At 64.1% G+C, this 26,057-nt stretch carries 24 protein-coding genes; 18 read left to right on the forward strand and 6 right to left on the reverse strand.

Features of this window, described 5'->3' with window-relative positions; all coding sequences use genetic code 11:
* Positions 1-49: 49 nt before the first annotated feature.
* From ACFQ4H_RS31265 to ACFQ4H_RS31275, 3 genes are all read right to left on the reverse strand, one after another.
* A complete protein-coding gene (locus tag ACFQ4H_RS31265) occupies positions 50-1,060 on the reverse strand; it encodes an ABC transporter substrate-binding protein (protein WP_377578145.1) in 1,011 nt (336 codons plus the stop codon).
* 140 nt (positions 1,061-1,200) lie between these two features.
* The gene (locus tag ACFQ4H_RS31270; RefSeq protein WP_377578148.1) at positions 1,201-2,004 is read right to left on the reverse strand and encodes a class I SAM-dependent methyltransferase; all 804 of its coding nucleotides are present in this window, start codon (positions 2,002-2,004) and stop codon (positions 1,201-1,203) included.
* Positions 2,005-2,321: 317 nt separating this feature from the next.
* On the reverse strand, positions 2,322-3,125 hold the full coding sequence (locus ACFQ4H_RS31275; protein ID WP_377578151.1) for an SAM-dependent methyltransferase: 804 nt from the start codon (positions 3,123-3,125) through the stop codon (positions 2,322-2,324).
* A 522-nt stretch (positions 3,126-3,647) separates the two neighbouring features.
* Between ACFQ4H_RS31275 and ACFQ4H_RS31280 the strand changes: the two genes are divergently transcribed.
* The 4 genes from ACFQ4H_RS31280 (at position 3,648) to ACFQ4H_RS31295 (ending at position 7,643) form a co-directional block, all read left to right on the forward strand.
* Positions 3,648-5,081, forward strand: coding sequence for a helix-turn-helix transcriptional regulator (locus ACFQ4H_RS31280; protein ID WP_377578154.1), 1,434 nt, complete (start codon positions 3,648-3,650; stop codon positions 5,079-5,081).
* Between the two features lie 637 nt (positions 5,082-5,718).
* Positions 5,719-6,234, forward strand: a complete 516-nt coding sequence (locus ACFQ4H_RS31285) for a DUF6244 family protein (RefSeq protein ID WP_377578157.1) — start codon at positions 5,719-5,721, stop codon at positions 6,232-6,234.
* A 92-nt stretch (positions 6,235-6,326) separates the two neighbouring features.
* Entirely contained in the window at positions 6,327-7,016 is a 690-nt protein-coding gene (locus tag ACFQ4H_RS31290) for a hypothetical protein (RefSeq protein ID WP_377578159.1), read from the forward strand.
* Positions 7,017-7,295: 279 nt separating this feature from the next.
* The gene (locus ACFQ4H_RS31295; RefSeq protein WP_377578162.1) at positions 7,296-7,643 is read left to right on the forward strand and encodes an S-adenosylmethionine decarboxylase; all 348 of its coding nucleotides are present in this window, start codon (positions 7,296-7,298) and stop codon (positions 7,641-7,643) included.
* A gap of 375 nt (positions 7,644-8,018) precedes the next feature.
* Here ACFQ4H_RS31295 and ACFQ4H_RS31300 read toward each other — a convergent pair whose 3' ends face one another.
* Together ACFQ4H_RS31300 and ACFQ4H_RS31305 are read right to left on the reverse strand one after the other, a co-directional pair.
* The gene (locus ACFQ4H_RS31300) at positions 8,019-8,726 is read right to left on the reverse strand and encodes an SDR family oxidoreductase (RefSeq protein WP_377578165.1); all 708 of its coding nucleotides are present in this window, start codon (positions 8,724-8,726) and stop codon (positions 8,019-8,021) included.
* Positions 8,723-10,066 (reverse strand): helix-turn-helix domain-containing protein, encoded by a 1,344-nt coding sequence (locus tag ACFQ4H_RS31305; RefSeq protein ID WP_377578168.1) that lies wholly within the window; start codon positions 10,064-10,066, stop codon positions 8,723-8,725. The genes ACFQ4H_RS31300 and ACFQ4H_RS31305 overlap by 4 nt, the downstream gene beginning before the upstream one ends.
* Before the next feature lie 377 nt (positions 10,067-10,443).
* On the opposite strand from ACFQ4H_RS31305, the gene folE reads away from it, so the two are divergent.
* The 14 genes from folE to ACFQ4H_RS31375 all read left to right on the forward strand — a co-directional run bounded on the left by folE (position 10,444) and on the right by ACFQ4H_RS31375 (position 20,810).
* Positions 10,444-11,052, forward strand: coding sequence for a GTP cyclohydrolase I (gene folE, locus ACFQ4H_RS31310; RefSeq protein WP_377578171.1), 609 nt, complete (start codon positions 10,444-10,446; stop codon positions 11,050-11,052).
* A gap of 29 nt (positions 11,053-11,081) precedes the next feature.
* Positions 11,082-11,771: a 7-cyano-7-deazaguanine synthase QueC gene (gene queC / locus ACFQ4H_RS31315; RefSeq protein ID WP_377578214.1), complete on the forward strand. Its 690-nt coding sequence runs from the start codon at positions 11,082-11,084 to the stop codon at positions 11,769-11,771.
* On the forward strand, positions 11,772-12,149 hold the full coding sequence (gene queD, locus ACFQ4H_RS31320; protein WP_377578174.1) for a 6-carboxytetrahydropterin synthase QueD: 378 nt from the start codon (positions 11,772-11,774) through the stop codon (positions 12,147-12,149).
* Complete coding sequence (locus ACFQ4H_RS31325) at positions 12,146-12,892, forward strand: 7-carboxy-7-deazaguanine synthase QueE (protein WP_377578177.1); 747 nt, start codon at positions 12,146-12,148, stop codon at positions 12,890-12,892. The genes queD and ACFQ4H_RS31325 overlap by 4 nt, the downstream gene beginning before the upstream one ends.
* Positions 12,893-13,070: 178 nt before the next feature.
* Positions 13,071-13,859, forward strand: coding sequence for an RNA-directed DNA polymerase (Reverse transcriptase) (locus ACFQ4H_RS31330; RefSeq protein WP_377578179.1), 789 nt, complete (start codon positions 13,071-13,073; stop codon positions 13,857-13,859).
* 13 nt (positions 13,860-13,872) lie between these two features.
* Complete coding sequence (locus ACFQ4H_RS31335) at positions 13,873-14,460, forward strand: formylglycine-generating enzyme family protein (protein ID WP_377578182.1); 588 nt, start codon at positions 13,873-13,875, stop codon at positions 14,458-14,460.
* The gene (locus ACFQ4H_RS31340; RefSeq protein WP_377578185.1) at positions 14,457-14,972 is read left to right on the forward strand and encodes a DUF6884 domain-containing protein; all 516 of its coding nucleotides are present in this window, start codon (positions 14,457-14,459) and stop codon (positions 14,970-14,972) included. The genes ACFQ4H_RS31335 and ACFQ4H_RS31340 overlap by 4 nt, the downstream gene beginning before the upstream one ends.
* 2 nt (positions 14,973-14,974) lie before the next feature.
* Positions 14,975-16,009 carry a glycosyltransferase family 2 protein gene (locus ACFQ4H_RS31345; protein ID WP_377578188.1) on the forward strand — a complete coding sequence of 345 codons (1,035 nt, stop codon included), beginning with the start codon at positions 14,975-14,977 and terminating at the stop codon, positions 16,007-16,009.
* A gap of 110 nt (positions 16,010-16,119) precedes the next feature.
* A complete protein-coding gene (locus ACFQ4H_RS31350; RefSeq protein WP_377578191.1) occupies positions 16,120-16,932 on the forward strand; it encodes a radical SAM protein in 813 nt (270 codons plus the stop codon).
* A complete protein-coding gene (locus ACFQ4H_RS31355; protein WP_377578195.1) occupies positions 16,929-17,516 on the forward strand; it encodes a phosphoribosyltransferase in 588 nt (195 codons plus the stop codon). The genes ACFQ4H_RS31350 and ACFQ4H_RS31355 overlap by 4 nt, the downstream gene beginning before the upstream one ends.
* Positions 17,513-18,610: a glycosyltransferase family 4 protein gene (locus ACFQ4H_RS31360; RefSeq protein ID WP_377578198.1), complete on the forward strand. Its 1,098-nt coding sequence runs from the start codon at positions 17,513-17,515 to the stop codon at positions 18,608-18,610. Before ACFQ4H_RS31355 ends, ACFQ4H_RS31360 begins: the two co-directional genes overlap by 4 nt.
* Positions 18,610-19,482: a 5'-3' exonuclease gene (locus ACFQ4H_RS31365; protein WP_377578201.1), complete on the forward strand. Its 873-nt coding sequence runs from the start codon at positions 18,610-18,612 to the stop codon at positions 19,480-19,482. Before ACFQ4H_RS31360 ends, ACFQ4H_RS31365 begins: the two co-directional genes overlap by 1 nt.
* On the forward strand, positions 19,476-20,096 hold the full coding sequence (locus ACFQ4H_RS31370; protein ID WP_377578205.1) for a PIG-L deacetylase family protein: 621 nt from the start codon (positions 19,476-19,478) through the stop codon (positions 20,094-20,096). Before ACFQ4H_RS31365 ends, ACFQ4H_RS31370 begins: the two co-directional genes overlap by 7 nt.
* A 174-nt stretch (positions 20,097-20,270) precedes the next feature.
* On the forward strand, positions 20,271-20,810 hold the full coding sequence (locus ACFQ4H_RS31375) for a hypothetical protein (protein WP_377578208.1): 540 nt from the start codon (positions 20,271-20,273) through the stop codon (positions 20,808-20,810).
* 300 nt (positions 20,811-21,110) lie between these two features.
* Here the strand turns inward: ACFQ4H_RS31375 and ACFQ4H_RS31380 are convergent, their stop codons facing one another.
* Complete coding sequence (locus ACFQ4H_RS31380) at positions 21,111-25,886, reverse strand: DEAD/DEAH box helicase (RefSeq protein ID WP_377578211.1); 4,776 nt, start codon at positions 25,884-25,886, stop codon at positions 21,111-21,113.
* Positions 25,887-26,057 lie beyond the last annotated feature (171 nt).

Genomic DNA, 26,057 nt, shown 5'->3' on the forward strand with positions numbered 1-26,057 from the left:
CGACGCCAACATCAAGCCCGAGCCCGCCGAGCCCACTACACACGCCGCCTCAACCTCGAACTCCAACCATGATCCCGAACGGCGGCTGCCGTACTAGTTGCTCTGGCCAGAGCCCGTCTTTGACATTGCCGAGGCTTTGGAGCAAAGATATGGATCTCATTACCCGGTTAAGCTCAATTTGCCCGATCTCGCCATTCACGCGTACGTACGAGTTCATGAGCTTGATCTCTTCGGTCGCCACCTGAGCGGGATAACCGGGGTGGCGTATGGCGAAGATCCTGCCGGCGCTGTCGGGATTGTCCATCGCGTCAGCCAGGCCACGTGTCGCTGCGGTGCGGAATCGTCGGACCAGGTCTCGGTCCGAGTCGGCTGGGGCGACGAGCACGTTGCCGTAAAGGTCGGAGAGATAGTCGCTGTAGGGCAGCACTACAGGATCTCGGCCAGTGGCGGCGCGGACACCAGGCTTGCCGACCACCGTCTCTGTTATGGCGTCAACAGTGCGGGTGGCCAGTGCTTGCCGGATTTGGTCTGGGGCAACCTGTCGCCATTGGATCGATGCTATTGCGGTGGCGTCGAGACCGGCCTTGGCTGCATATGCTGGGAATAGGGTGTGGTTGACGCCTCCTGGCTGATAGGCGATGGTGCGGCCTGCCAGGTCTTTGGGCGATGTTATGCCCGTGCCAGGCAGAGTGGTGATCGTGGAGACGGACCGCTGGTAGATGGCTGCTAGAGCGCGGAAGTTGTAGTCCGGGTGCTGAGAGGCTGCGATGATTGCGCCGGTCATGTCGACGATTGCGAAGTCCGCCTGGTGTCCCGTCAGGACAGTCAAGTTGTTCGCCGTGCCCTTGCCGGGGCGCACTGTCACCTCAAGGCCAACGCTTTTGAAGTACCCCCGCTCAATGGCTACGTCCAGCCAGGCGTCCTGGCCGAGCGTTCCAAACCCGGTCAGCACCGTCACCGGCTGAAAGGTCTCGTTGCTCGGCCCTCCGGTGCAGCCGCTACTGACGAAGATGATTGCAGCGGTAAGCAGAGCGGCAGCACGCCGCACTCCAACTTTCATAAACGTGTCCTTATCGGGCGAATCAATCGTGTGAAGGGTGCAGTTACCCAGCGAACGGCCTGGGCTGGACCGCCCGCTGGGCGACTGGGTGAGGAGGCGTCGGGGAGTGCGCACCGCCCTATGCGGCGGGCAGAGACCAATTACGCCCGAGCTGTTGAGGCGTAGCCGATGGTTGACCAGGTCGCGTTGCCGAGCACGTACGTGTCCGGGTCGGACATGACCGCGGTAAGAACGTCCAGATCCTCGGAGGTCGCGCCATGCTCGATCAGGCTGTATCGCAGTTCGGCAGCCACCAGCATCGGAAGGATGCAGCCGGGGGTGCCACCCCGCCACGTTTGGGCATTGACGGTGGTCTTGGCGGATGCCAGGCCGGCGGCGAGCATCGCCTCGGCGGTTGACTCAGCCCAGGTGGAGTCGTTGCCTCGGCTGTCGAACACCTTGCGCAGAGCATTCTGGTAGCGGGTGTAGATCCCGGCGGCGTCCGGCACGGGAGAGGCGAGCACCTTACCCGTCCATGGCCCCCAGTCCTCAACGAGGAGGAACCCACCAGGGGCCAACGCTGAGGCGTACCCGGTTACCACCTCTCGCCGGTTGGGCCAGTGCGCGAGTGCCAGTCGGGCATGGATGCCGTCCCACCGCCCTTGTAATGGGCCGTCGGCGTCGTCACGCCGGCGGACCTCAAGCCCAGGCGCCGGCTGGACGTGCCTGGTGTTGATGTCCGTGGCGACCACCTCGGCGGTTGGCCCGAGTGTGCGGCATAGCCAGCCTGCGATAGAGCCGGTGCCAGCGGCGACTTCCCAGTAGCGTCCGTTGGGCTTTAGTGTTTCGGCCTCGAACAGTTGCCGTGTCGTAGGGTCTAGAACCTCTGAAAGGCAATCCAGCATTTTCGATGCCGTTGAACTCTCATTGTTGAGCGCGTACGGGACCGCTTGTTGTCCTCGCATCCATCCTCCCCATCGATAACGTCCCGGCGTGTCCGGGAACGGGCCACCCGGTCAACGCCGGGTGGAAGCTCCCTGCGGTGCCCCCAACCAGCCAAACGGCGTTTGATCAATCGACCCGATGCCGATTCCGGTAGCGCCAGCAGTACGGCGGGGTAGGCGGCCGTGGCGGGCGAACGTCCTGGTGGCCGCCTCGTACCATGGGCATGGTCCGTACTGTCCGCATCTCTGACAGCGTCCTGCCGCGTCGAGGGGCAGGTGCGCGTCAAGCTCGGCTTGCGCGTCCGATATCGCCAGCACTGGAGCGGAGGCCGCCACGGTCATGTGCCAGCCTCTGCGACACGATGACCGGGTGGCAGATTCAGGCCCGCAGCGGCCCACTCCCACGGATGAGCGTCAGGCACCGGTGACTGCAACCTCCACGACTGCGGGGAACTCACTCCCGGTGCCACCAGTTCCCAGCCAGCGAACCAACTCGCCACCTCGTCGCGGGCACGCCCTATCAACGGGCCGACCCGGCTTCGATACAAGTTCACGGCCTCCCTTGTTTTCTCTTCGTCGTTGTCGGCGTAGGCCGACAACACCAACACCGACCCGTAGGGGGTGGCAGTCCGTAGCTGGTTCAAAATCTGCGCTACCTCATACGAGTCCTTGATGTGATCGAGTACGCCCGTGAGCAGCAGCCCAACCGGACGCTGTAGGTCCAACCCGCGGACGGCGGCCGAGCGCAGCAGGCATCTGGGGTTTCGTACATCAGCGTGTACCGATACTGAGCCGTGAATGAGGCGTGCAGCGACCACGACCGGGTCGTTGTCGATGTAGAGCACGTGTGCATCAGGTGCTGCGTCGGCGGCAATCTCGTGAGCATCGCCCGGAACCGGTAGGCCAGCGCCGATGTCAACCACCTGCCGTATGCCTGCGACCAACATCCATCGAACCGCGCGACCGGCGAAGGCCCGGCGGGCGCACAACCGGTCCGCGAGCGTGGGAGACAGAGCGAGCAGTTGACGCGCCAATTCGCGATCTGAGCGGTAGTTGCGTGCTCCGCCGAGGAGGGCGTTGTGGACGCGCGCAGCGGATGGCAGCGCGTCTGCTCCGACCATTGCAATTCTTCTGCCGGACATCAGTACCCGCTCCTCCCATTCGCTGTGGCCGTAGTGTCTCGGCGTCTCGCCCTGTAGCGAGGCCCCAGGTGATGTCTGCGAACCCGGCACCCCGGCATCCACCGGTGATCAGCTAAGCGTCGCAACGGTGCGGCGGGAAGCCCTGTCGTGATGACAGAGCGCATGTCGCGATGCGTGACACTCCGTGAACTGCGAGAGCGACGGTCAAACCCAGACCTCAGCCGGATTACCTGCGACAACGACGATCCGTAACGAGTTTGAGCGCGCCTGATGCCCCTGCTGAGAGAACTCCCAACTGAGAGTTGCGACAGGACCTCTGTCCTAATGCCAGTGTCAATGTCGTAGGAGCACGCCGATCACCGCGCTGTTGGCTTGCCTGCGAAAGTCAACAAGCTGTCCATAGGGCATGACCGGCGTCACTGTGGTCAGCTATCGTGACGTCGCCATTGCGATGATCCGCAAACCGTAATGGCGATGCATCCTGTCTTTGACGATGACCTAACCAGCAACGGAGAACCGGGAATGATCCAGGAGCACGAGGTTCAGCTCGCAAAAAAGGATCTTGGAAAGTTGCTGTGTGACTACCGGAAGCGGGCGGAACTTACGCAGAGCGATCTATCTTCCGCGCTGGCATGGTCGCGGCAGAGTATCTCCGCTGCTGAACGCGGGGTGTCCCCCTTGGGGCAATCCTTCTGGCCAGCCGTAGATGCCATGCTGGGAGCCCAGGGGGAGTTGCTTTCCGCATTCGAGAGGTGTCAGCGGCTTAGCGAAGAGTTGAAAGTCCAGAAGGAAAGCAAGCGAAGGCGGGTGCAACTCTCCCTCACCATGCCACACCGGTCCGCCCCCGAACCCGGCAGCCGCACCTCGATGTCGTTGGCCACCGCCCCTGCGTTCCTAGATGTGCAGCTCGGCACTACGGCTCGTATCGACAACGATGACGAACAGGGTGACACTGGGGACATGCTACGGCGAAGCGTCCTGGCAGTGATGGCGGCGGCGGCCGGTCACACTGTTGGTCACCTGCCTGACCTGCCGCCTGATGTCGATCATTGGCGCGAGACTGCTTGGGAGTACGGCCACTCCTACTTCACTGAACCACCGGGGCAACTACTCGCCAGCTTGGGCGCTGACCTAGCTGCGCTTCAACGGGTGGTGAACCGACAAGCCGGCACGCGAGACCACCAGCCACTGCTGGCGATCATGGCCCAGTTGACAGGCTTGGCCGCCAAAACGAGCGCGCGTATCGGGCGGTCGCGTGAGGCAACTCACCTGTGGCGCGTCGCCCGCAGCCGCGCGAACGAATCTGCGGACCGTAGAGCGCAACTCTGGGTGCGCGGGCACGAAATCGTGTCGGGGATCTACCAAGGGCGCCCATTGAGCGTCCTTCTTGACTTGGCGAACCAGGCATCGAGTATCGCCGCTAGTAGCAACAACAGCAGCGTCACTGCCGGACAAGCTGAGGTGCAGGGCGGTCGCGCCCAGGTTCTCGCCCTGCTCGGAAGGCCGGAGGAAGCTCGCACAGCGCTCGAAGAACAAGAACGTGTGTTCGAGCGGCTGCCAACACATGTCACCACAGACACAAGTTCGATCTTTGGCTGGCCCGAAGGTTGTATGTGGCATACCAAATCTTTTGTGCACTCCGTGAACGGGAGTCTCCGTCACGCATTCATGGCACAAGACCGTGCCCTAAGTCTGTATTCACCCGAGCAGCGCGTCGCGCGATGCCAGGTCGAGATGCACCGCGCAAAGAGCCTGGTAGTGAAGGGCGATGTCGCTCAAGGTGCGAATCACGCACAATCACAGCTCGGCCAACTCGCTCCGACCGAGCGCAATATGTTGGTCCTGACTGTCGCCGGGTACGTTCTCGACGCCGTGCCGGTCGGCGAACGCAGCAGGCCCGCTGTCGTGCAATTTCATGATCTACTTATCTCGGCACGCCGCGAAGTGGGAGCCTAACTAGGCGGCCGGATGGAGCCTCGGTCGCATCCGGAAGTGACCCGCGGCTCCACAAGCTTCGGCCGCTGCCCGGCTGTCCAGCCAATGCAAGGAAATAGGAAATCATCCCCACGGATATTTAAGTCGAGTCCGGCCTGGAAGGCGGTAGGACCTCAGACGGTCGCAGCGAGGGAAATGTTCAACCGGGAATCTGCGCCATGATTCCTGTCATGACAGAGATTCGTGCCAGGGTGGCTGTCATCGCCCGACTTTGATTGGCTAAAGCGCCCGCAGGTCGTGAGAGCGGGCTAGTTCCAATCGTAAGGACGAATTGATCTTGCGTGACCTCGTATTCACCCTAGCGGGAGTCCTGCTGCTTGGCCCTGGCGTGCTTTGGCTCATTATTTCTACGGGGGCAGAAGCGTCCGCCGCAGCGTCCTTCCGATACGGAATGGCGCGGACCGTAGCCGTTCTTCTGCTTCCGTTTCTGGTTGTGTTTGTGGCTGCCGCTATCACTGCTGCTGTCGTACACGGGTAGGTAAGCCGCAGTCGTGCTGCGGGACGTGTCGAGCCGGTAGGTCGCGCAGGGGCTCGCTGTTTAACTGCTTCGAATCAAAGTCTAACGCAAACCATGGTTTCGATATCGATCGGAGAAAGAGTGTCGCGGGCGATAGCCGCTGTTGACAGCCTTGACAGAGGGCGGACAGGAATTAGCGTAGCGCTCGACAGAGTCAATGCCGCAGGCGCGCTAATCGAGATGACAGCAACAAGCGCAGCAGCCTCCGGCTTTTTCATGGTAGCCAGGGCTGTGCAGCAGGTAGCGGAGGCAGTTCGGGGGATTCACAGCCTTCTGGAAGCCGCGCGAGGCTCAGCAAATGAAGCCTACGTAGCTGCATCCGAGGTATCCGACGAGGCGACTCCCGAGCTGGTTATCTCCGCGTTGACCCGGGCGATGCACCACCACGAAGCCGCCCACCGCGCCACTATGGCAGCCGTCGGAGCCGTTGTCGACGCCGCCGGTCTAGCCCAGCGGGTGTTGCAAGGAGCCGATCCCGGAGCGCTCATTCAAACCCTCGGAAGCATCAATGAGGTACTGCTACAGCTTGCGCAGTTAACAGCACGGCAAGAGTTGACCGAGAGCATTTCCCGGGCGCAGAAAATAGCGCACCACTGACCTTCGGCAACGAAGATGTACCTGCGTCGGAACGAACCCTCTGAAGTGTCGAACAGCTTGAACGCGCATGCTTCTCACCACGGATTGATTAAATGACCTCCACTGTCACCCGGCAGGATGAGCGGATTGCCTACTGCACCGCTGAGGCTGCCCATTTGCTCCCACCGCGTACGCTGCCCAGCCTGTTGTGCCCCGGGATTCGGATAGCCGAGGTATCCAGTAATTACCTGCCCGACCTGCCTACCGGCGAGGTCTCAATGGACAATTCGCTCCCCATGGTCCACGTCGTATCCCGGAGCACCGAAGCCCTCGCCGAAGGTGTCAATCCGTTCGACATTGAAATCTCTCCAAATGGAGCACTCAACATGTTGTCAGTCGACCCTGATGGTCTTGCCGACGCCGTCCGGGCCTTTGCCAGCATGTTGGCCCCCGAAGGGCGGCTTCTTGCACAAGTCATGCGTATTGACCTCGGGCATCCATGTGACAGTGCCCCTTTCTACGCGCCAGAGAGGAAGGACGATCGCTGGGTTGAGGACCGCCGATTCCTGGTAGGCGATTTCGAGCTAGTAAGGCGCCAGCGCCAACGACGTGTACGTGGACGGATCCAGGTCGACTTCACCGTGCATCATGGCCGCGATGTAGTTCTGGAGCACAACATCAAGCTGCGAATTCTCACCATGAGAGAGATCAGACTGGCTGCCGAGGCCGCTGGGTTAGTTGTCGACCATGTAATCCTTGGTTGGATCCGTGCTTACCGAGCTGGCGTTTCGACGGAAAGGTAAGTAATCCGGAAAAGGTCGGGCATGGCTTGCAGGAAGATTGCTGAAGTCCGGTTCTGTCGTCACGCCGGCCCCACTGCTACCGCAACGGCAGCTGCAAGGCTAAAGACAAGGACCTATGGGGGTCTGCGATGTGTCGGAATTTATCTGTTTCGACCAAACGCTTCCTCTGTATGTAGCGATCGGAAACCTTACCTCCGCATCGACCTATGTGGAGAGATGTTTATGAAAGATGCATGTGTCCCTCGCTTCTTTGCTGTTACGAATCACTGAGAGGCCAGCATGATTCATAGTGTCTATGATCTGCCCAACTGTGACCGAGCCGACGCAAGCGGTGGCGAGGTCTTGGACACCTTGCTTAACGTCGCCGGAATCTTGGGCTTAACCCCTCGCACACATCTCATCGAGACGCTCGATCCCCAAGGGGTGGCCTGTGTCGTGATCCTCGACAGGGGCTACATGGTCGCCACGACTCAGCCGGGCCAGAACTTTGCAAGAGTGGACATTCTGACGCCTCCCGCTGACATCCCGACAGACGAGGCCATCCACCCGATTCTCAGGGCGCTCGGCGCAACTGCTGCCCGCGCACGGTGTATCCCACGGATGCTGCCCGGGAAGCTTGCACGCTGATCGCCACTGGTCGGCGGCTGGGTGGAGCCAGGACCAGTGAAGTGAGACGAAGGAGAAGAATGGGATGGAATTCTTAGTTGCTAGTGTCGGCCTTGTATTGCTTTACGCGGCTTCGAGGAGAGCTGGTTCGACGAGCCTGTCCTGGATCTTGTTTCGGCGGCGCTTAGGACGGCTGATCATCACCCTGATAATCGTTGTCGTGATCGTGGCGGTCGTCGGACGGCTGACATCCGGGCTGTAAGCGCATCGAGACGCTACCCGGCGCACTCAGGAAGTGGAATGGCCGCTCCCGGCCCTCCGCTAGGCATTGGCCTGCTGGTCTCGTGTGAACGCGTTTGCGTGACCGTTCCACTGCACCCACCCAATGTGCTGCAGCTACCAATCGATGGGCCGCCGCTGAAAAAAGAGTCCTCCGGTTGGGCCGTCTGCTGGCAGTGTGGCAAGCCATACGAAGGTGTCGGCGGCTTCATCCGGCGTAGAATTCGCCTTTCCGTACGCCAAACGGGTGTCAACTTTCCCTGGCGAAGCGGCGTTTACCAGGATGCCCTCGTCCTTGAGTTCAGACGCAAGAATGCAGGTCAAGGCGTTCACTCCTGCCTTGGATACCCGGTAGGAGACGCTGCCAGTTCCCATCTCGCCAAAGGTGCCCATGTGGCTGGATACATTGACGATTCTGCCGTACCTGTTCTTTCTCATCTCGGGGATAGCTGCGGTGCAGCACCGCCAGGTGCCCATGACGTTGGTGTCCAGGGTGGCTCGCACCTTTTCCATGTCGGCGCTGGCCGCCGCCTGGCCACGATCGATGGCGATTCCGGCGTTGTTCACGAGGATGTCCAACCGGCCATACTGATAGCCCACGTCAGCCATGGCACGGGCGACGCTAGCTGGATCGGCGATGTCGAGCTGATGGCCGGATACCGACAGTCCTTCCGCGACCAGTTCGTCAGCGGCTCGCGCGGCGGTTTCCTCAGTACGAGCCGTGACGACCACATGGGCACCGGCTCGAGCTATGCCCCGGGCGATGGACTTACCGAGTCCGCGGTTGGAGCCGGTAACGACAGCGACACGCTTGGCCACACTCATGCGAGCAGAATACGCACGCGCTCGTCCAGCGCCTGCACGGCGGGGTGTCGATGCACCATCAGGCGACCATGAATGTCGAGTAGGCGGCGGTGATTGCGCACCGATTTGGTGGCAGCGACGTCAGGGGCGGCCTCGGCCACGAGGGCGCATGCATGGTCGATATCTCCGAAACCCAGAACGGAGCCGGCGCGCCAGATCAGATAGGTTACGCGGTCTCGGCTGCGCTCGGCGGGCTGGAGAGCGAGTGTTTGTTGAAGCCAATGGTCGCTTGTCCGGTAACGCCGTAGGAGGAGATAGCATGCGGCTACCTGGGCGCAGTACTCCGCGTGATCGAAGTAGTTGGCCCACGCGGGACTGGGTTCCTCGTCAGCGCGTGACATCTCCCTGTCGGCTTCTGCGAGCTGTCGCTCACAGGCAACCGACTCACCGAGTACTGCGTGGGTACGGGCCAGGCGTGTAATGATCATCGCTCGTACCCGTGCCGGTGCATTCTCCGCTCCGGCCCGCGCGGTCTCGGCGAGGCGAAGTGCCTCGGTGGGCCGCTCTGTGTCGACTCGTTGCAGGCTCATGCACTTCAGGATGTTGGCACCGGCTGCGTGGTCGGATGCGGAGTGGGCAGCGTGGAGGGCGGCGACCCAGTAGCGCTCGGCTGCAGCGTGGAAGCCGGCGTCGAAGCTTGCCCAGCCGGCGATCCGGCCCAGTTCGGCGGCGATGGTCAACAGGCGATTGCCAGCCGTCTCTGAGTAGCTACCCTGGTGTAGCAGATCTGTAACCAGGCGAAGCTCAGCGTCAACCAGCGCACGCACGCTCCCGCCGCCGAGGCTGGCGTCCATGCCGCGTAGCGCCGGTAGCCGCTGTTCAAAGCAGTCGAGAAGATCCGTATCGACGATACCTCCCTGAAGCGCCGTATTGATCTTGGGCGGCTCAGCCACAAGCCACTGCTCGGCTATTGCAGCAGCTAGGCCAGCCTGCATGACCAGAAATCCTCGGCGGTCTAGCATCGCTGGTCCAGCAGCGTCGTCAAGCAGGGCCACTGCTCCATCGACGGTCCACGGCGTTGAGGTGCTACTCGCCGGGCCGGTCGGGAGCCAGTGCGGCCATCCGAGCGCCTTGACTGTCTGCTGATCGATGCCAAGCTCGTCGGCCAGTGCGAGCTGCGTATCTTCATCCGGCACTACGCCCCATCGCTCCCAGCGCCACGCCTTCTCCCGCCTGGCGGCGGTGTTTAGGCGGCGCGCGATGACGTTGACAAGGTCCTGTTGTGTCCAGTTTCGCTGTTGTCGAACGTAGCTCAGCGGATGTACCAAGAGTTGGCTTCGTGGCGATTGCCCCTGCCTCATCCTGCCTCCCCGGTCATCGATGTAACCCTAATCCGGATTGGCGAACAAGATGAGGCCCCAACCGCGGAAACTACTCGCTTCTGGTCGGGAGACAACAGCAAGACAACAAGCTGGGCGTCGATTTTGATCTGGTCCTTCGGCTTTCCTGAACGGGCAATCCGCTCCGGCGCTCGAGTTGGCTGCTTGCGTCGCCGTCTACGGCATGGCGAACCGAGGACGGCAGAGAGGTGTCTCGATGGTTATCGCACTGTTGCCCATCGCCGGTCGAGCCTGAACCTCAGCGAGTCATCTCCGGGCTAACGCGGCTTGCCTCGGATGTGAACCCACGTCGGGACTCTGCAGCGCTGATGCGCTCGGACCTCACAAGGAGTTGGCACATGACGGTGATCGAAACACGAGCGCCTGCGACCGTTCGGACGGTGGGCGCAGATGTCACGGCAGCGATTGCCGCCGCTGAGCAGATGCTGGTCGCGCTCGGAGTTGATACCCAGGTAGAGCATCTCCGGCGGACAGCGGAACGGATGGTGCTGTCGTACGGCGAGGTGCTGACGCCTGCGCCGTTCGAGGCGACGGGCTTCGTCAACGACGCGGATCATCAGGGCTTCGTCATCGTGCGGGATGTGGCGTTCGCCGCAATCTGTGCCCATCATCTGCTGCCGTTCGTCGGCTCGGCGACGGTCGGATATCTCCCGGGTGCACGACTGTTGGGGCTGTCGAAGCTGGCGCGACTGGTCGAGTACGCGACGCGCGGGTTGCAGGTCCAGGAGAACGTGACTCAACAGATCGCCGACGGGCTCCAACAGGTTGTCCCGGACCAATGTGGCATTGGGGTGATCGTTGAGGCTGAACACCTGTGCATCACGCTGCGGGGTGCGAAGGCGCGGGGCACCTCGACGGTGACCTCGACGTGGCGGGGGGCGCTGGAACATGACGCCACGCTGCGGTCGGAGTTCTTTAGCCTGGCCGGGCGGAGGTTCCGGGCGTGAACGCTATCGCACTGCCGCTGGTCACTCCGGTGCCTGCGCACGTCGTCGTCGTTGTCTCCGGTGGCATGGATAGCACCGTGTTGGCGTATGCCTTGCACCGGGCAGGGTCGGCGGTGACGCTGCTCTCGTGCGACTACGGGCAGCGGCACCGCCGCGAGCTGGGCTACGCGGCACGGGTCGCCGAAGCCCTACACGCGCCACACGTGGTGGTCGACCTGACCGGCATCATCGGTGTGCTGTCGGGCTCGGCCCTCACAGACGTGCAGGTCGATGTGCCGGATGGGCACTACACCGATGCCTCGATGCGTGCCACGGTTGTGCCGAATCGCAACGCGATCATGCTCGATGTGGCCGTGGCGCACGCCGTCTCTGCAGGTGCGGACGCTGTGGCGTTCGGTGCCCACGCCGGTGATCATCCGATTTATCCGGACTGCCGTCCGGCGTTTCTTGCCGCGTACGAGTCGACTGCCCGGTTGGCGAACGAGGGTTTCCTGCCCACAGGCTTCCGGGTCGTTGCGCCGTTCATCGATTGGTCAAAGGCCGACATCGCTCGGCTCGGCGACGTCATCGGTGTGCCGTTCGCCGATACATGGTCCTGCTACAAGGGCGGGCAACGGCACTGCGGAACATGTGGCACCTGCGCCGAGCGGCGCGAGGCGTTTGAGGTTGCCGGCGTGATGGATCCGACTGCGTACGGCACGATACCCGGGGTGATCTAGGTGTACCGCATCGGCAAACAGTTCCGGTTCGAGGCCGCGCACTCGCTGCCGAACCTGCCCGAAGGCCACCAATGCGCCCGCGTTCACGGCCACAGCTACACCGTCGAGGTGCACCTCGTCTCCGACGAGCTGACCCAATCGGGGTTCGTCGTGGACTTCGCCGAACTCGGGCCGTTCAGTACGCATATTCGCGACAACTTCGACCACCACGACCTCAACACCGTCCTGGACGCGCCACCAACGAGCGAACACCTCGCCGCCTACTTCTACCGGTGGTGCTGCGACCATCTGCGACTACCGGATCAGGTACGGGTGGAGAGGGTCCGCATATCCGAAACGGCGTCTACTTTCGCCGAGTACGCACCGAGCTCGCCATGACCGCGCCATCCACGCCCGCCGTGCCGCCGGTTCCGGTCGATTCGCCAGCGCTGCCGTTGCTCGTCGCGGAGACATTTGGCCCGACATTCCAAGGTGAAGGACCGAGCACCGGTCATCAGGCGCTGTTCCTGCGTTTGTCGCGGTGCAACCTATCCTGCCCACGCTGCGACACCCCATACACATGGGATACCTCCCGGTTTGATTTGCGCGGGCATACAACCCGGCGCAGCGCTGAGGAGGTCGTCAGGTGGGTATTGACGCAGCCGACGCGGCTGCTGGTCATCACCGGCGGTGAGCCGCTGTTACAGCAGGATCGACTGTTGCCTGTAGTAAAGGCGGTCACCGAGGCGGGGCGACGGGTAGAGATCGAGACCAACGGCACGGTAGCTCCCCTACCGGATCTGGTCGCATCGATGGCCGCGTTCAACGTGTCTCCGAAGCTGCTGGGCTTCGCAGGGCCGAGGGACGGTCTGCGACGCATCAACCCGATCGCCCTGTCGGCGCTGACGGCCTCGGGGCGGGCCGTGTTCAAGTTCGTCGCCACCAGCACAGCGGAGCTGGAGGAGATTGCTCGGCTGCAAGATCGGTTTGGGCTGGATCCAGTGTGGGTGATGCCCGAAGGCACCAGCAGCGATGAGGTCCTGACTGGGATGCGGAACCTCGCGGACGCGATCCGCGCCAGAGGCTGGCACCTGAGCAGCCGCCTGCACGTGTTGTTGTGGGAGGACACCCGTGGCCGCTGAATCACCGGGTTCACGCCGATCGAGTGAGCTTGGACGGGGCCGTCGTTCCCGCCGTGACGAGCCGCGCGTGTGGGGAAGCGGCCCTGCGATCGTTAGTGACGGGATCGTTCCTGCCGTCCAAGCGAACCCCACGATAGCCCAACCAGCCGCGCCTGCGCAGCCCCCAACGCACTCACTCATGCCCTTCCTGTTGGACCTGCCGCATCTGGTGGCGGCGGCACGGCTGTGTATGCGCCGTGCCGCCGCACCGGGTGCTGACGGCCTTACCTGGGCCGGCTACCGCAGCGGGCTACGAGCGCGTCTCGGTGAGCTGTCCGACCGGTTACGGACGGGGACCTGGGAGCCAGGCCCATTGCGGCAGGTGGAGATCACTTCCTACACGGGCAAGGTTTTCCCGGCGGTGATCCCGACGGTGGAGGACCGCATCGTGCACCGAGCGATGCGCCGCGCACTGGAGCCGATCCTCGAGCACTACGTCTTGGCGGACTGGGTGTCCGCGTACCGGCCACGCCGCAACCGGATCACCGCCCTTCGACAAGCCGAGCCGCACCAGGCGGCGGGACGGCGGTGGGTAGCCGATGTCGACGTGGCAGGTGCCTCGGTGGGCGGCAGCACCGAACAGTTCGTGGACTGGCTCGCCGTCCACGTGGCCGACGGCTCGTTCCTGCACCTGTTTCGCCGCGCCGTCGAGGCGTTGCCGACGCCACTTGTTCCGGGCAGCGGCCTATGGCCGGTGCTGTTCCACCTGCGCCTGTCCCAGGTCGATGCGCTGCTCACCGACTGGCCAGTCGTGCGGTTCGCCGACAACTACCTGATCTTCACAGCGGACGAGCCAAGCGCGGTCGCCGCGTTCGACGCCCTCACCGCCGCCCTCGCCACGCTGCAGATGCAGCCGCACCCGCGCAAGAGCCGCGTCCGGCCGCCACACGAGGCGAACACCGAAGACCTGTTCCTCATCGACGGATGAAAGGAACCCACCGATGACCATCACGCACAGCGGACCGCTCGCAGTCGTCGGCACCGTGCGCTGGGTGCATATCCCTGCCGGTACCTGCCTCTACGGCGACGCCCGTAACCCCCGTTCCGTGCCGGCTCTCCTCGTCGCGGAGACGCCGCTCACTATCGCGCAGTGCGACGTCGGCGACACCGACCTACCGGTCACCGATATCAGCTACGACGACGCCGTCCGGCTCGCCACCGAAGCAGGTGGGCGCCTGCCAACGTCGGTGGAGTGGGAATGGATCGCCGCCGGATCGAGTCGCCGGCTATACCCGTGGGGCGACGAACCGTGGACCCCTGACCGTGCCCTGCTCACGGGTGCCGGACAGTCACCACGTGCCCCGCAGCCGGTCGGACGGTACCCAGCGGGTGCCACGCCACAGGGTGTGCTGGGTCTGGCGGGCAACGTCTGGGAATGGACCAGTAGCACCGCCATGGGCCAGGGGAAGATTATCCGGGGTGGTTCGTACGCCTCCCCGCCGCTGTATGCGTACACCACCTTCCTCAACGCGGCGCCCATCGAACGCCGTAGTCCTGGCATCTCCGTGAGGCCGGTGCGCATCCCATGAACCTCCGACGCCCGCAACTGGTCCATCCCGTCAACCACGTCACCCACACCATTGACAGGGCCCACACCCACCCGGCAGAGCTAGTCATCGTCGGCTGTTCGGCGGAAAAGACGTCCACGTCCACGCCGTTGCCTGCCCTCGACCTCTACGACGGTGGCTGTGTGCCACACCTTCGCGCCCGGGTCGGTCACCTGCCGCATCAGCGCAGCCGGGTCCGGTTCCTGTCCGCCGAGCACGGCCTCGTCACCGCCGACACCCGCCTGCACACCTACGACCGCCCCCTCAACCGAGTCCGCGCCGTCGAGCTGCGTCCCCGCGTCCGGGCACAGTTGCAACCCGACCTACACGGCGATCACGTCCCCAGCGGCATCCTCGTTGTCGCTGAACCGCTCTATCTGGTGCTGCTAGCCGACCTCCTCACCGATCCGCGACGGCCGCGTATCCACTGGATCGCCGACCACGCGGGCGGCTGGCCAGAGGCCGCCGCGATCCTCGACGCGTGGGGGTGGTGAGCGTGCCCGCAACCCTCAACGAGGCGCTCGCCGCCACTGCCAACGATCACCGCCACATCACCACGGCCTTCACCGAGCGCACCGGCCTGGGCTGGCATGCCCTAACACCACCGCAGCTCGGCGGCGGAGCCCGGCTCAGCGTGGTCATCCCCGCCTACGACACCGCCTACAGTCTGCCGCCGGTTCTTGACGCGCTCGCCGAGCAGCGCACTGCGGCGTCCGTCGAGGTGATCGCGGTCGACGACGCGTCCACCGACGCCACCACCGAGTTGCTCGCCGCGCATCCGCGCGTCGACCGGGCAGTCCGCCTCCACGCCCGCGCGGGGGCAGGAGCGGCCCGAAACGTCGGCGTCCACCTTGCCTCCGGTGACACGATCGTGTTCCTTGACGCCGACATGGTCCTAAGGGACCACGTCCTGGCCGACATCGCCGCCCGCGCCCGGCACGACACCGTCCTCGTCGGCTTTCGGCACAACATTTTGTACCTGCGCGACAGCAACGGCTACCCGGTCGTGCCGCCCGGCGAGCCTGACCTCGACGCAGATCACCGGGTGCGCTGGACCCCACCAGCAGGTGTCCCGATGTTCTACACCGGCCAGGTTTACCCGAAGGCGTTCATCGGGAGCCCTCTGCGGGACACCCGAGAGTTTCTCGACCTTGGCCACGGCCGCACGTACTACGACTGGGACTTGCCCCGGATGGTCGTCACCGCCCTTGTTGCCGTACCTCGCCGCGCCGTGCTGGACGTCGGCGGCTTCCACGCCGGCTTCGACGCGACGGGCTGGGGCACCGAGGACACCCACCTCGGTGCCGCTCTCATCAGCCACGGCTGCACCGTCATCCCGCTGCGGCAAGCTCGAGGCTGGCACATCGATCCACCCGATCCCGCCGTCGCGTGGAAGACAAAGCTCGCCGGGGCCGCACACCGAATCGCCCTGCACCGGCAGCTCTGCGAGCAGCCCACACCCACCGGCCGCGCTGCGGATCTCGCCGAGCGCGCCGAAGCTCTCCTGCTGAAGGCGGTGGCTCTGCGATGATGCGAACCTTCGCAGCCCATGGGGACCTTGTCCATGACCCCGCATCCGGGATGACTCACCGCGCCCCCACCCCCGTCGGCAGAGGCCGAGTCACCCTCGCGGAGGCCACAGTGACCGGCTGGCCCGTCGTCATACCTGGCGACCTTGGCCGCGCCACCCCGGACAGCTTGTGTTGGTCGCCGATCGTGCGGTGCAACCTGCGCTGCCCGCAGTGCCTCGATGACACCACTGTGTATGAGGCCGGCACCACTGAACGGCACCGCATCGCCCGCGTCCTTGCCGATGCCGACGTACTCGGGGTTGACATCTCCGGCGGTGAGCCGTTGTTGCTGCGAGACCTGCCCAAGCTGCTGGACATCGTCCGGTCCGGGGGCCGCAGCGCCGTGTCTGTTACCACCAATGGCTGGCACCTGGCCCGCCGCGCCGCCGAGCTGGCCGAGTACGCCGACGCCATCCGGATTAGCCTCGACGGCCCCGACGCGGACCATCACGACGCTATCCGAGGACCGCTTAGCTTCGGCAGAGCTATCGAGGGCATCCAGGCCGCTGTCGCGCTGCGCATCCCCGTACAGATCCAGACCGTGCTCATGCGCCGCACCGCAGACTGCCTGCAAGAGATGGTTGACCTGGCCGAGAGGCTCGGTGCCTCTGGGTTCACTGCACTGCAGATGCTACCCATCGGTACCGCCACCACCCTGCCCGACGAGATGCTCAGCGACGACGACGCGATACGGCTATTCACCGCGCTGAACGTTCCCAAACGGCTCCACATGCGGCTGCGCACCCGCGACGACGCCGGCAACTTCACCGTCATTCGCGCCGACGGCCGCGTCTGGCGCAACGACAGCACCGCCCTGAACATCAGCGGCCTGCACCCCCTGCGCAGCGCCGCCGACCTCGCCACCCGGGAGGGCACCGCATGAACACCTCAGCAGTGCACCAGCCACCAGCCAGGCCACGCCAGTTCCGCCGCCAACGCATCCTCCGCATCCAGCCCAACACCTACGACCGAGCGATCGAAGTACTGGCCGACACCGTCCAGCAGCGACACTCGCAGATCACCGCCACCATCGGTATCGCCAACGGCGGCCTCGCCCCAGCACGAGGCATCAGCGAACTCCTGCACATCCCGACCTACCAGGTCAATGCCAAGCACAACCCCACCGACGCTACCTACACCAAAGCGAGCGGCATCGTCACCTACGACCTCGGCCCCCTCACCACCCAATTGCCCGCGCACCACCTCACCGGCACCGTTCTAGTCGTTGACGACATCTGCGGCACGGGTGCCACCTTCACCACCCTGCTACCCGAACTCAGTGCATACCTCGGCGCAGATGTAGCTCTGCGCACCGTGGCCCTGTGCCGCAACGCCGGAAGCACCTTCGACCCGGATCTGTGGATCTGGACCGTCGACGACTGGGTTTTGTTCCCCTGGGAACGGCCACCCGCCGTCGACGCGATGATCGAAGACCTGCCGACCCCGAGCCAGGTCGAGACCACATGACCATCGCATTCGTCCTTGCCTCCTGGCGACCCGATGTCCCGGCCGGCATGGAACGCGCCGTCATCGCGCACGCCGTCAGCCTCCAGCAGATTCAAGCTGAAGCCGTTATCGTGACCGCCGACCCGGCCGCTCCATTGACTTACCGCAACGTGCCCATCGAGCGACTACGCAGCCTCGACGTGCAGTTTCCCTGCGACGACGCTACCCTCCGCGCCGCGATCGACGCATCGGCCGCACCGGTCGGCGAGGAGCTTGGGAGGCTATTCCGGCAGCGTCACGTGCGCGCCGTCGTCTACGTTGACGCGCTGTGGGGACTCGGCCGGATCATGCAGGCCCACCCCGGCATCCGCAACGTCCTCGCCGCACACGTCATCGGCCACGACGCAGACCTGCAAGCGGCACTCACCCGAAACCCTGACGCCATCATCGCGCCCTCGGCCACCGTGCTGAGCGAGGCGGCAGCCCGGGGCTACGACAGCAGCAGCTGGAGCGTGGTGCCGAACACCCTGCTCACCGTGCCCGAACCTCAATCCCACAGCGGCCGCGACCAGCTCTGGGCCACAGGCCCCGTCCGTGTTCTCGCCCGCCTGGGACCGGAGAAAGGCGTCGCTGAACTAATCGACCCAATCCCCACGCTCGGCAGGCCCATCGAGATCGCGCTCGCCGACGCGCCCTTCGAGCTGGCCACCGGCAGCCAGCAACAGGTACGCCGCAGGTGCCAAGCCCTAGCCGCCGAGACACCCGGCGTGACCCTCCTGCCCGGCCTCCCCTGGCACGAGGTCCCGACCTGGCTTGCCAGCGCAAGCGTCGTGATCGTGCCCTCGCACGCGGAAACGTTCGGCCTCGTCGCACTGGAAGCCATGGCCGCAAGCACCCCGGTGGTCGCCTACGACGTCGGGAACCTACCCCACCTGATCCGCAACGGCGGCGTCATCGTGCCGTACCGGTCCCGCGCACACAGCCTGTGGCGCGCCGCCCAGCATTTGCTGGCGGACCCGGTAAGCTACGCCGCAGCATCACGGGCCGCGTACTACCGCTCGCGGGACTATTGGCCCGCCCTTGTCGCTAACCAACTCTTGAAGGTGGTGAGCTGATGGGCGGCTCCGTCCTGCCATCCGCACCCGAACCCTGCCCGCTCCTGCTCGTTGACGGACACAACCTGCTTTGGGGCGCTACCTTCGGCTTCCCCGCCGAAATCCGCTCACGCGACAAAACTCGCCTGCTCACTGGCGTATTCGCGTTCTTCGCCCTGCTCCGCGTCGCCATCCGCGAAGACCTCACCGAACAACCCGAGGTCATCGTCGTGTTCGACGGCCAGTACGGCGGTAGCGACCGCAAAGAACTCGACCCAACCTACAAGGCCCAACGGCCCACCGATCAGGCATCCTTGGCCCCGATCCAATTCCTCCCAGACGTAAAGCGCGGCCTCGACCAGCACGGCATCGTCTGGACCGAACTCGACCACGCCGAAGCCGACGACGTCATCGCCACTCTCGTCCACACCACCCCGCCACCTCGCCAGATCGTGATCATGTCCCGTGACCGCGACTACTACCAACTCGTCACCGACCGAGTCCACGTCCTGAACACCAAGATGCACCCCGGCAAGCGCTACATCGGCCCAGCCGACGTCTTCGCCCGCCACCAGGTCACACCCGCGCAGTGGGCCGACTTCCGCGCACTCACCGGCGACCCCGCCGACAACATCCCGGGCATACACGGCATCGGCGCCAAGACCGCCGCCACCCTCCTCGCCGACGGCATCAACCTTGACAACCTGCCAACCTCTGGCCGCCTGGACACCGGACGGGGCCGCACGATTCGCGAACAGCTCGACCTTGCCCGCAAATGGCGCGACATGATCCGCCTCAACCACGACCTGGACGTCCCCGTCTCCCCGACCGGTAAGCCGAGTCAACTCCTGCCCCCACCGGCGGACGTCGTCGAGGAACTCAACCTATGGTGACGCCCGCCTCCGTCCTGCTCACCGTCATGGCGCACCCAGACGACGCCGAACTCTGGGCAGGCGGCACCATCGCCCGCCACGTCCACAACGGAGGCACGGCCATCATCGCCGTACCCCACCACGATGCAATCCGCGACGCCGAGGCCAAATCCGGCGCACGCCTCCTCGAAGCTGACCTATGCCTGATGGAGCAACTTTCCGTCTCCACCGTCGCCACCATGCTCAGACAAGTCCGCCCCGATGTGCTGATCACCCACCCGACGAGCGACATCCATCCCGACCACCGTCGATGCGCCGAAGTGGTCCTCAGCGCCCTACCCGACGTCGTCATCACCACCGGCCACCCGAAACGGGCCTACCACAGCGACGGCTACAACAACCTCGACCAGCATGGCCGCCCACTCGACCTGCCAATCATCATTGACGTCACCTCCCACTGGTCCACTAAGCTTGATGCCCTTCGATTACACGGATCCCAGCCGATCAACGATCACTTCGAACCGATGGCCGAAGCGCTCGGAAACCTACACGGCCGCCGGATCAACTCCGCCCGCGCGGAGGCGTTCCGCGCGGTGCCGATCCTCGGCTGCCTACCAGCGGCAGCCGGCCTTTGACTACCGGCGGCAGAGTTTCGAACGGCTAACACCCCGCACGACCGGAGACTGCCGCCGTTGACGTTATGCGATGTGCGCCATCGACATCCTCGGCACCCCGAGCCGGTCTGAGGGGCGCTGAGCAACCGATGGGCCGAGGCCGCCGACCGCGCTCACAACGGTATCGGCGATCACATGATGGAGGGACGGCAGGCGATCATCATCGCCTCGTGCGTCCAGGGTAACCCCGACCAAGGCCGTGCGGAACTGGCGGCCAGCACCCTCACTGAGCTGTGGGAGCACGAGGTCGCCGCCTGCCTCGATCTGATCTGCTCAGGACCAGCCAGCCCTCGCGCCGGCCGCTATCTAGCTACCGCCGTCGAGCGGCTCGCCCGCCCTGTAGCCGCCGCCAACTACGCGTCGTATCGCGCACGCCTCGGGCTCACCATCGCCATCCTTGCCGGCGCCATCGATTCGGGAGTGGCGACGCAGGTCCTGCACCAGACGGCGCAACGGGCAATTGAGACCGCTGACGGCTACGCCGCCCGCGATGCCCTCGGGTTCCGCGAGCCCCTGGCCGGCATCACTCAAGACCAGTACGCCCGCCTACGTCGTATTGCGACCGATGCGGGCCTCGGGGTTGGGGAGCTGCCAGCGGCGGTGACAAGCAAGATCACGACCACTGTGGCGACGGCCGTGGAGGCAATGAACACGGCGCTGTGCGCACGAGTTTGAAACGGCTTCCGGTCACAGGATTGATCAATTATCGCGCCACGAGAATGCCCCGGCGGTCGAGACCAGCCGGGGCATTCTCGTAAACTCACGCGAGCGCGAAGGTGGCTTCTACAACCAGGTGCCGACCACGCTGCGTTGTTGCGGTTCTGTAGGTTGTGGAATCTTGTCATCGCTACGCATTGGTTGAGTACGAGGGGCGGCGGACCCGTCTGCCCGTCGAGGACCGGGGCGGGGATCGTCAGTGGGGTCGATAACGGTCGGTGCCGTGCGCACCTTGACGGACTGCGTGCAGCCAAACCGTCACGACGGCCGGATCCGCAACGGCGGGATTGCCCGGATCAGCTCTACCGTCTGGAGGCTGACCGTCACGACCCGCGCCAGCAGATCGAGGATGTAACGAGGGTCGCCCACCTCGCGGGACCAGTCGTTGGGGTCGTTGGTTATGCCGGATGCCTTGTCGGCCTTGACCTGGTAGCGGTCGAGGATCCACTCGATCGGTGACCGGGCGCCGAGTTGGTACTCATAGGCGTCCGCCGGGATGCCGGACACGCTGATGTGCCGGTTGTAGATAACCGTCGACCTGTCGGGGACGAGCTTGCCGTCGACTCGCCGCTTAGCGAAGGACAACTTCTCTACCCGGTAGAAGTCGTACGGGTCGGCACCGGACGGTGGGCCGGCGTCCAGGCCGTCGAGCGGATACGGCTCCTCCTGCTCGTAGCCGAGGTGCAGCCTCATCAGCTCCATGCCGGTAAAGATGTAGGGGTGGGGGTCGGTTACTAGCGGGATGCGCGGCAGCGACTTTTTCAAGTCCGCTGCGTAGGTGGTGCGGTAGTCCGGTGAGTGCAGCAACCCGTAGACGTAGTGGAAGATGTCATCCTTGCCGATCTCGTCCCCGTAGGCGGCCCGGAACCGTCGCAGCGCCCCATCGGTGATGTTGTCCACCCGCCGATACCCGTCCACCACCTCGCGTACGTCCGCGCCGAGCGCGGCAAAGTCGAAGCCGTCGCCGGTCTCAACCTGCTCGAATCGCCAGCGCGGGAAGAACTGCCCTGTGTCGAGCAGGTGCAGGTCCGGCAGGCGGTTAGCAGCGATCGTGCAGAAGTCATAGTGTGAGGATGGGCCGGTCAGGGTGAATCCCGTGTTGCCGGTGGTCGCGGTAGGGAAGAGTCGTGGGAGCTGATAGCGCATTGCGTTGACGTCTTGGTCGAAATAGACGAACTGTCGGGTGAATGGACGGTACTGCCCGTGCCTGACAGCGACGTCCGGTTGCAAGGCGATCCGTCGTCTCCGCGCCAGATACTGGTCGAGGTTGCGATTCCAACTGACCCGCATGGGGTTGCGATCAACCTGATGGTCGGGATCGCATTCGACCGCTTCGACCTGGCTGTTGAAGTGGTTTGCTAGCCGGCTGATCTTCTCGGAGAGCTGTGTTCGGCTGAAGTCATATGCCCAAACGTCGCGACCGGTGGCCAAGCCGAGTGAAAAGGTGCTGAAGATCGCGGCGCCGCCGTCCTTGTCGCCGACAGCGATAAATTGGTGGAAGTCGTCGCGACGTTGGTTGAGCCAGTCACCGTGACCGTTGGGATTCACCGGCACGGATCGGAGTCCTGTGATCGAGCGTGCTGCGACGAGTTCGTCCACCTTTTGGCGTGCGGTGGTGTGATCGCTGACCTCCGCGTATCGGATGACGCAAGGTTCGCTTTGGTGCGGGTTCTTGACGAGGATGACGATGGCGATGGTGGCGATGGAGCCGCCGGTCCCCTTGTTGTACGCCTCGAAGATCGGCCTGCCCTCGGCGCCACCTTCGCGACGGTTACCGCGCAAGTTGTAGATATGGATGCTGCTGAATTCTTCGGCGAGACTCCTGCGCATTCCGTCCGCGCTGTTGGAGTCCAAGAATCCACCGTTGGTGATATAGGCGATGATGCCGCGGTCCTTGATGCGCAGGCTGGCCCACTTAATAGCGCGAATGTAGGAGTCATAGAGTGTGCGCTTTGATGTGGCCCTCGAGCGTGCGGCATAAGTCGACTCGATGGCCCTGTCGAGCGAGGGATACGACTCGTTGGCATTGTTGTCGTTGCCGGACCCCTGCCCCACAGAGTAAGGCGGGTTGCCGACGATGACGGTGATAGGCAGTTTCTTGAGGATTTCGAGGCGCTGGTTGTTTTCGGGAAAGATTTTCAGGTCGGGGATGTCGTCGTCTTCCCATGATTGGAAGGTATCGGTGAGGATAAGCCCGGGGAACGGGGCTGGCTGGCCGGTGATTGCGGCGTAGGTGGTTTCGATGTTTACCGCGGCGATATAGTAGGCCAGGAGAAGGATTTCGTTGCCGTGCAGCTCACTGGTGTACTTGCGGGCCAGATCATGGGTCTTGACCAACCCGGTTTGCAGGAGGCGGGTGAGGAAGGTGCCAGTGCCGGTGAACCCGTCGAGGATGTGCACTCCCTCATCCGTGAGGCCTTGCCCGAACTCCTGGCGGGAGATGTCGTCGGCGGAGCGGAGGATGAAGTCGACGATTTCAACGGGGGTGTAGACGATGCCGAGCTTATCGACGGTGCGTTTGAAGGCGGTGGCAAAAAACTTGTCATACAGCTCAACCATGATTTTCTGCTTGCCTTCGACGTCTGACACCCCTTCCACGCGGCGGCGCACTGAGGCGTAGAACCGTTTCAGCCTATCGTTTTCGGTCTCGAGCGCATGTTCGTCGAGGGCCGCGAGCATGCGTTCCATGGCCTGGGCTACGGGGTTGTGGCCGGTGAAGTCGTAGCCGGCGAACAGGGCATCGAAGACTGGCCGGGTGACCAGGTGCTGGGCAAGCATCTCCACGGCGTCGGCCTGACTGATCGAGTCGTTGAGGTTGCCCCGTAGCCCGGTCAGGAACCTGTCGAACTCGGCTGCCGTCTGACTTCCCGGGGTGGCGAGCAGGCCGTTGATGCGCTCGATGTGGTTGTGGGCGATGTCGGCGACGTCTTTAGCCCAGGTCTCCCAGTAGCGGCGTTCCCCGACCTTGGTGACGATCCGTGCATACATCGCATCACGGAACGCTTCGAGTGGGAACTCGGCGAGCATCTGCTCGAAGCGTTCGCCGGGCGCCGCAGTCGGCACCTGGTTCCCGGCGTCCGCGTCGCCGGAGGTGGTGCGTTGCCCGGCAGCGGTGTGCACGTCGTTGGCCGACTCGGGCTTTGGGGCCGTGACGCCGAAGATCTGCAAGCGGTCGGGGCGTGTCTTGTTCAGCTCGATGCTGTTGACCAAAGCCTGGAAACGTTCGTCATGCGACCGCAGGGCTTGCAGCACCTGCCACACCACCCGGTAACGCTCGTTATTGGCGAGGGCTTGCTCGGGGGTGACGCCGGTGGGCACGACTACGGGCAGGATGATGTAGCCGAGCTTCTTGCCCACCGCCCGGCGCATGACCCTGCCGACGGCCTGCACCACATCGACCTGCGAACCACGGGGAGTGAGGAACATGACCGCGTCCAGGGCAGGCACGTCAACACCTTCGGACAGACAGCGGGCGTTGGTCAGCACCCGGCATACGGCGTCATCGGAACCGATGTTCTCCTTCAACCACGCCAGGTGGGCGTTGCGCTGATGGATGCCCATCGTCCCGTCGACATGCCGGGCCTCAACCTTGATCGGGTGGGCGCCCTCACGCACGACGCCGCCGTCGTCGATGGCCTCGTCGACGAAGAACGGAAGCGCGTCGGCAGCCCGCTTGGAGTCCTTGATGTCCTTAGCGAACGCTACCGCGGTACGCATAGGCGCGGCATCCTCGCCGTCGGACCCACCACCGTTAGGCGTGGTAGTAGCGGGGCCGTAGTCCTTGGACAAACCCCGCCAGCAGCCGATCAGCTTCGCCGCATCCGGTAGGCTGATCTCACCGGACTTCGCCAACGCCTGCTGAAAATACCGGGCAACATACGCCTCATCCACCGCCAGGACCTGCACCCGGTAGTCGGTGAGCAGACCCGCCTCCACCGCCTCACCGAAACCGAGCCGGTGCAGCTCTGGGCCAAAGATTTCTTCGTCGTTCATGTCCGCCATCACCGCATCGGCGTCAGCGGCCTTACGACGCGCCTCGTCACCGAACACCCGCGGCGTGGCCGTCATGTACAGCCGCTTGGCCGCCTTCAAGTAGTCGCCGTCATGCACACGCACAAAGGCGGACTCGTCAGCCCCGGACAATGTCACCCCGGTGGTGCGGTGCGCCTCATCACAGACCACCAGATCGAACCGCGGAATTCCCATGTGTTGGGCCTGCGCGACCACGTCGATGGACTGGTAGGTCGCAAACACCACCGACCGGCGCCCATCGCCGTGCGGGGCGTTGAAGCGGGCCGCCAACGCTGCCGAACTCGTCGTCGCGGGTTCCTGTAGCTCGTTGACCGCCATGTCCGCGTCCTCGCCGCCACGCGAGCGCCCGACGCGCACATCCGAGCAGACTGCGAACGGGCGCAACTTGGTGCCGGCCTCGTTCATCCACTCCCGCAACGTCTGCGACAACAGCTGAATCGACGGGACTAGAAACAACACACTGCCACCGGCCGGCACTAGCGTTAGGGCGATGTTCAAACCGGTGAACGTCTTGCCCGTCCCGCACGCCATTATCAATTTGCCTCGGTCGTGCTCAGACAATCCGTCGCATACCTTCTTTAACGCCACCTCCTGATGCGGGAGTAACTGTTTCGGGGCGGTGGACGTCAGGGCTTCAGGCTTGGACCAGGTGAACTGTGACCAGTCGATACGGGCCTCGTTGAGGTAGCCGACATCTAGACGCTGCACTGGGATTGCCTGCCCCGCTAACACCTCAGCAGCGTTCTTTGACCAACCCGCCGACGTGTCGACGATGTAACGTTCGGTGAATTCGGTACGGGCTGAGGTGGCCAGAAAACCGTCGATGTCAGCCTTAGCCACCTGCCTGCCCGAGTCGTAGAACTTGCACTGGATCGCAGCCAGTCCGCCGCCGTCGCGCAGCTGGGCGACCAGGTCGATACCGGTGTCGGGCCGGCCGGCACGGCCCGGCCAGTCTGCCCACAACCACACCTTGTCGAACCGGGCCTGCCACTCCGGCTCCACACTCAGGTATGACGAAATAAGTCGCTCGAAGCGGTCGCCCTTGTCCCGCTCGTCCAGCGACTGTGCCCGCAGCTCATCTAGTGTCTCGTGATCCCGATGTCTTTACTTGAGATGTGTTGTGGTTGGCTGTGTCGGTGGAGATGTCGTCGGATGAGCGGGCCGAGCTTCGGG

Origin of the sequence: Micromonospora sonneratiae, assembly GCF_042679305.1 — a bacterium.
Taxonomy (GTDB): Bacteria; Actinomycetota; Actinomycetes; order Mycobacteriales; family Micromonosporaceae; genus Micromonospora_H; species Micromonospora_H sonneratiae.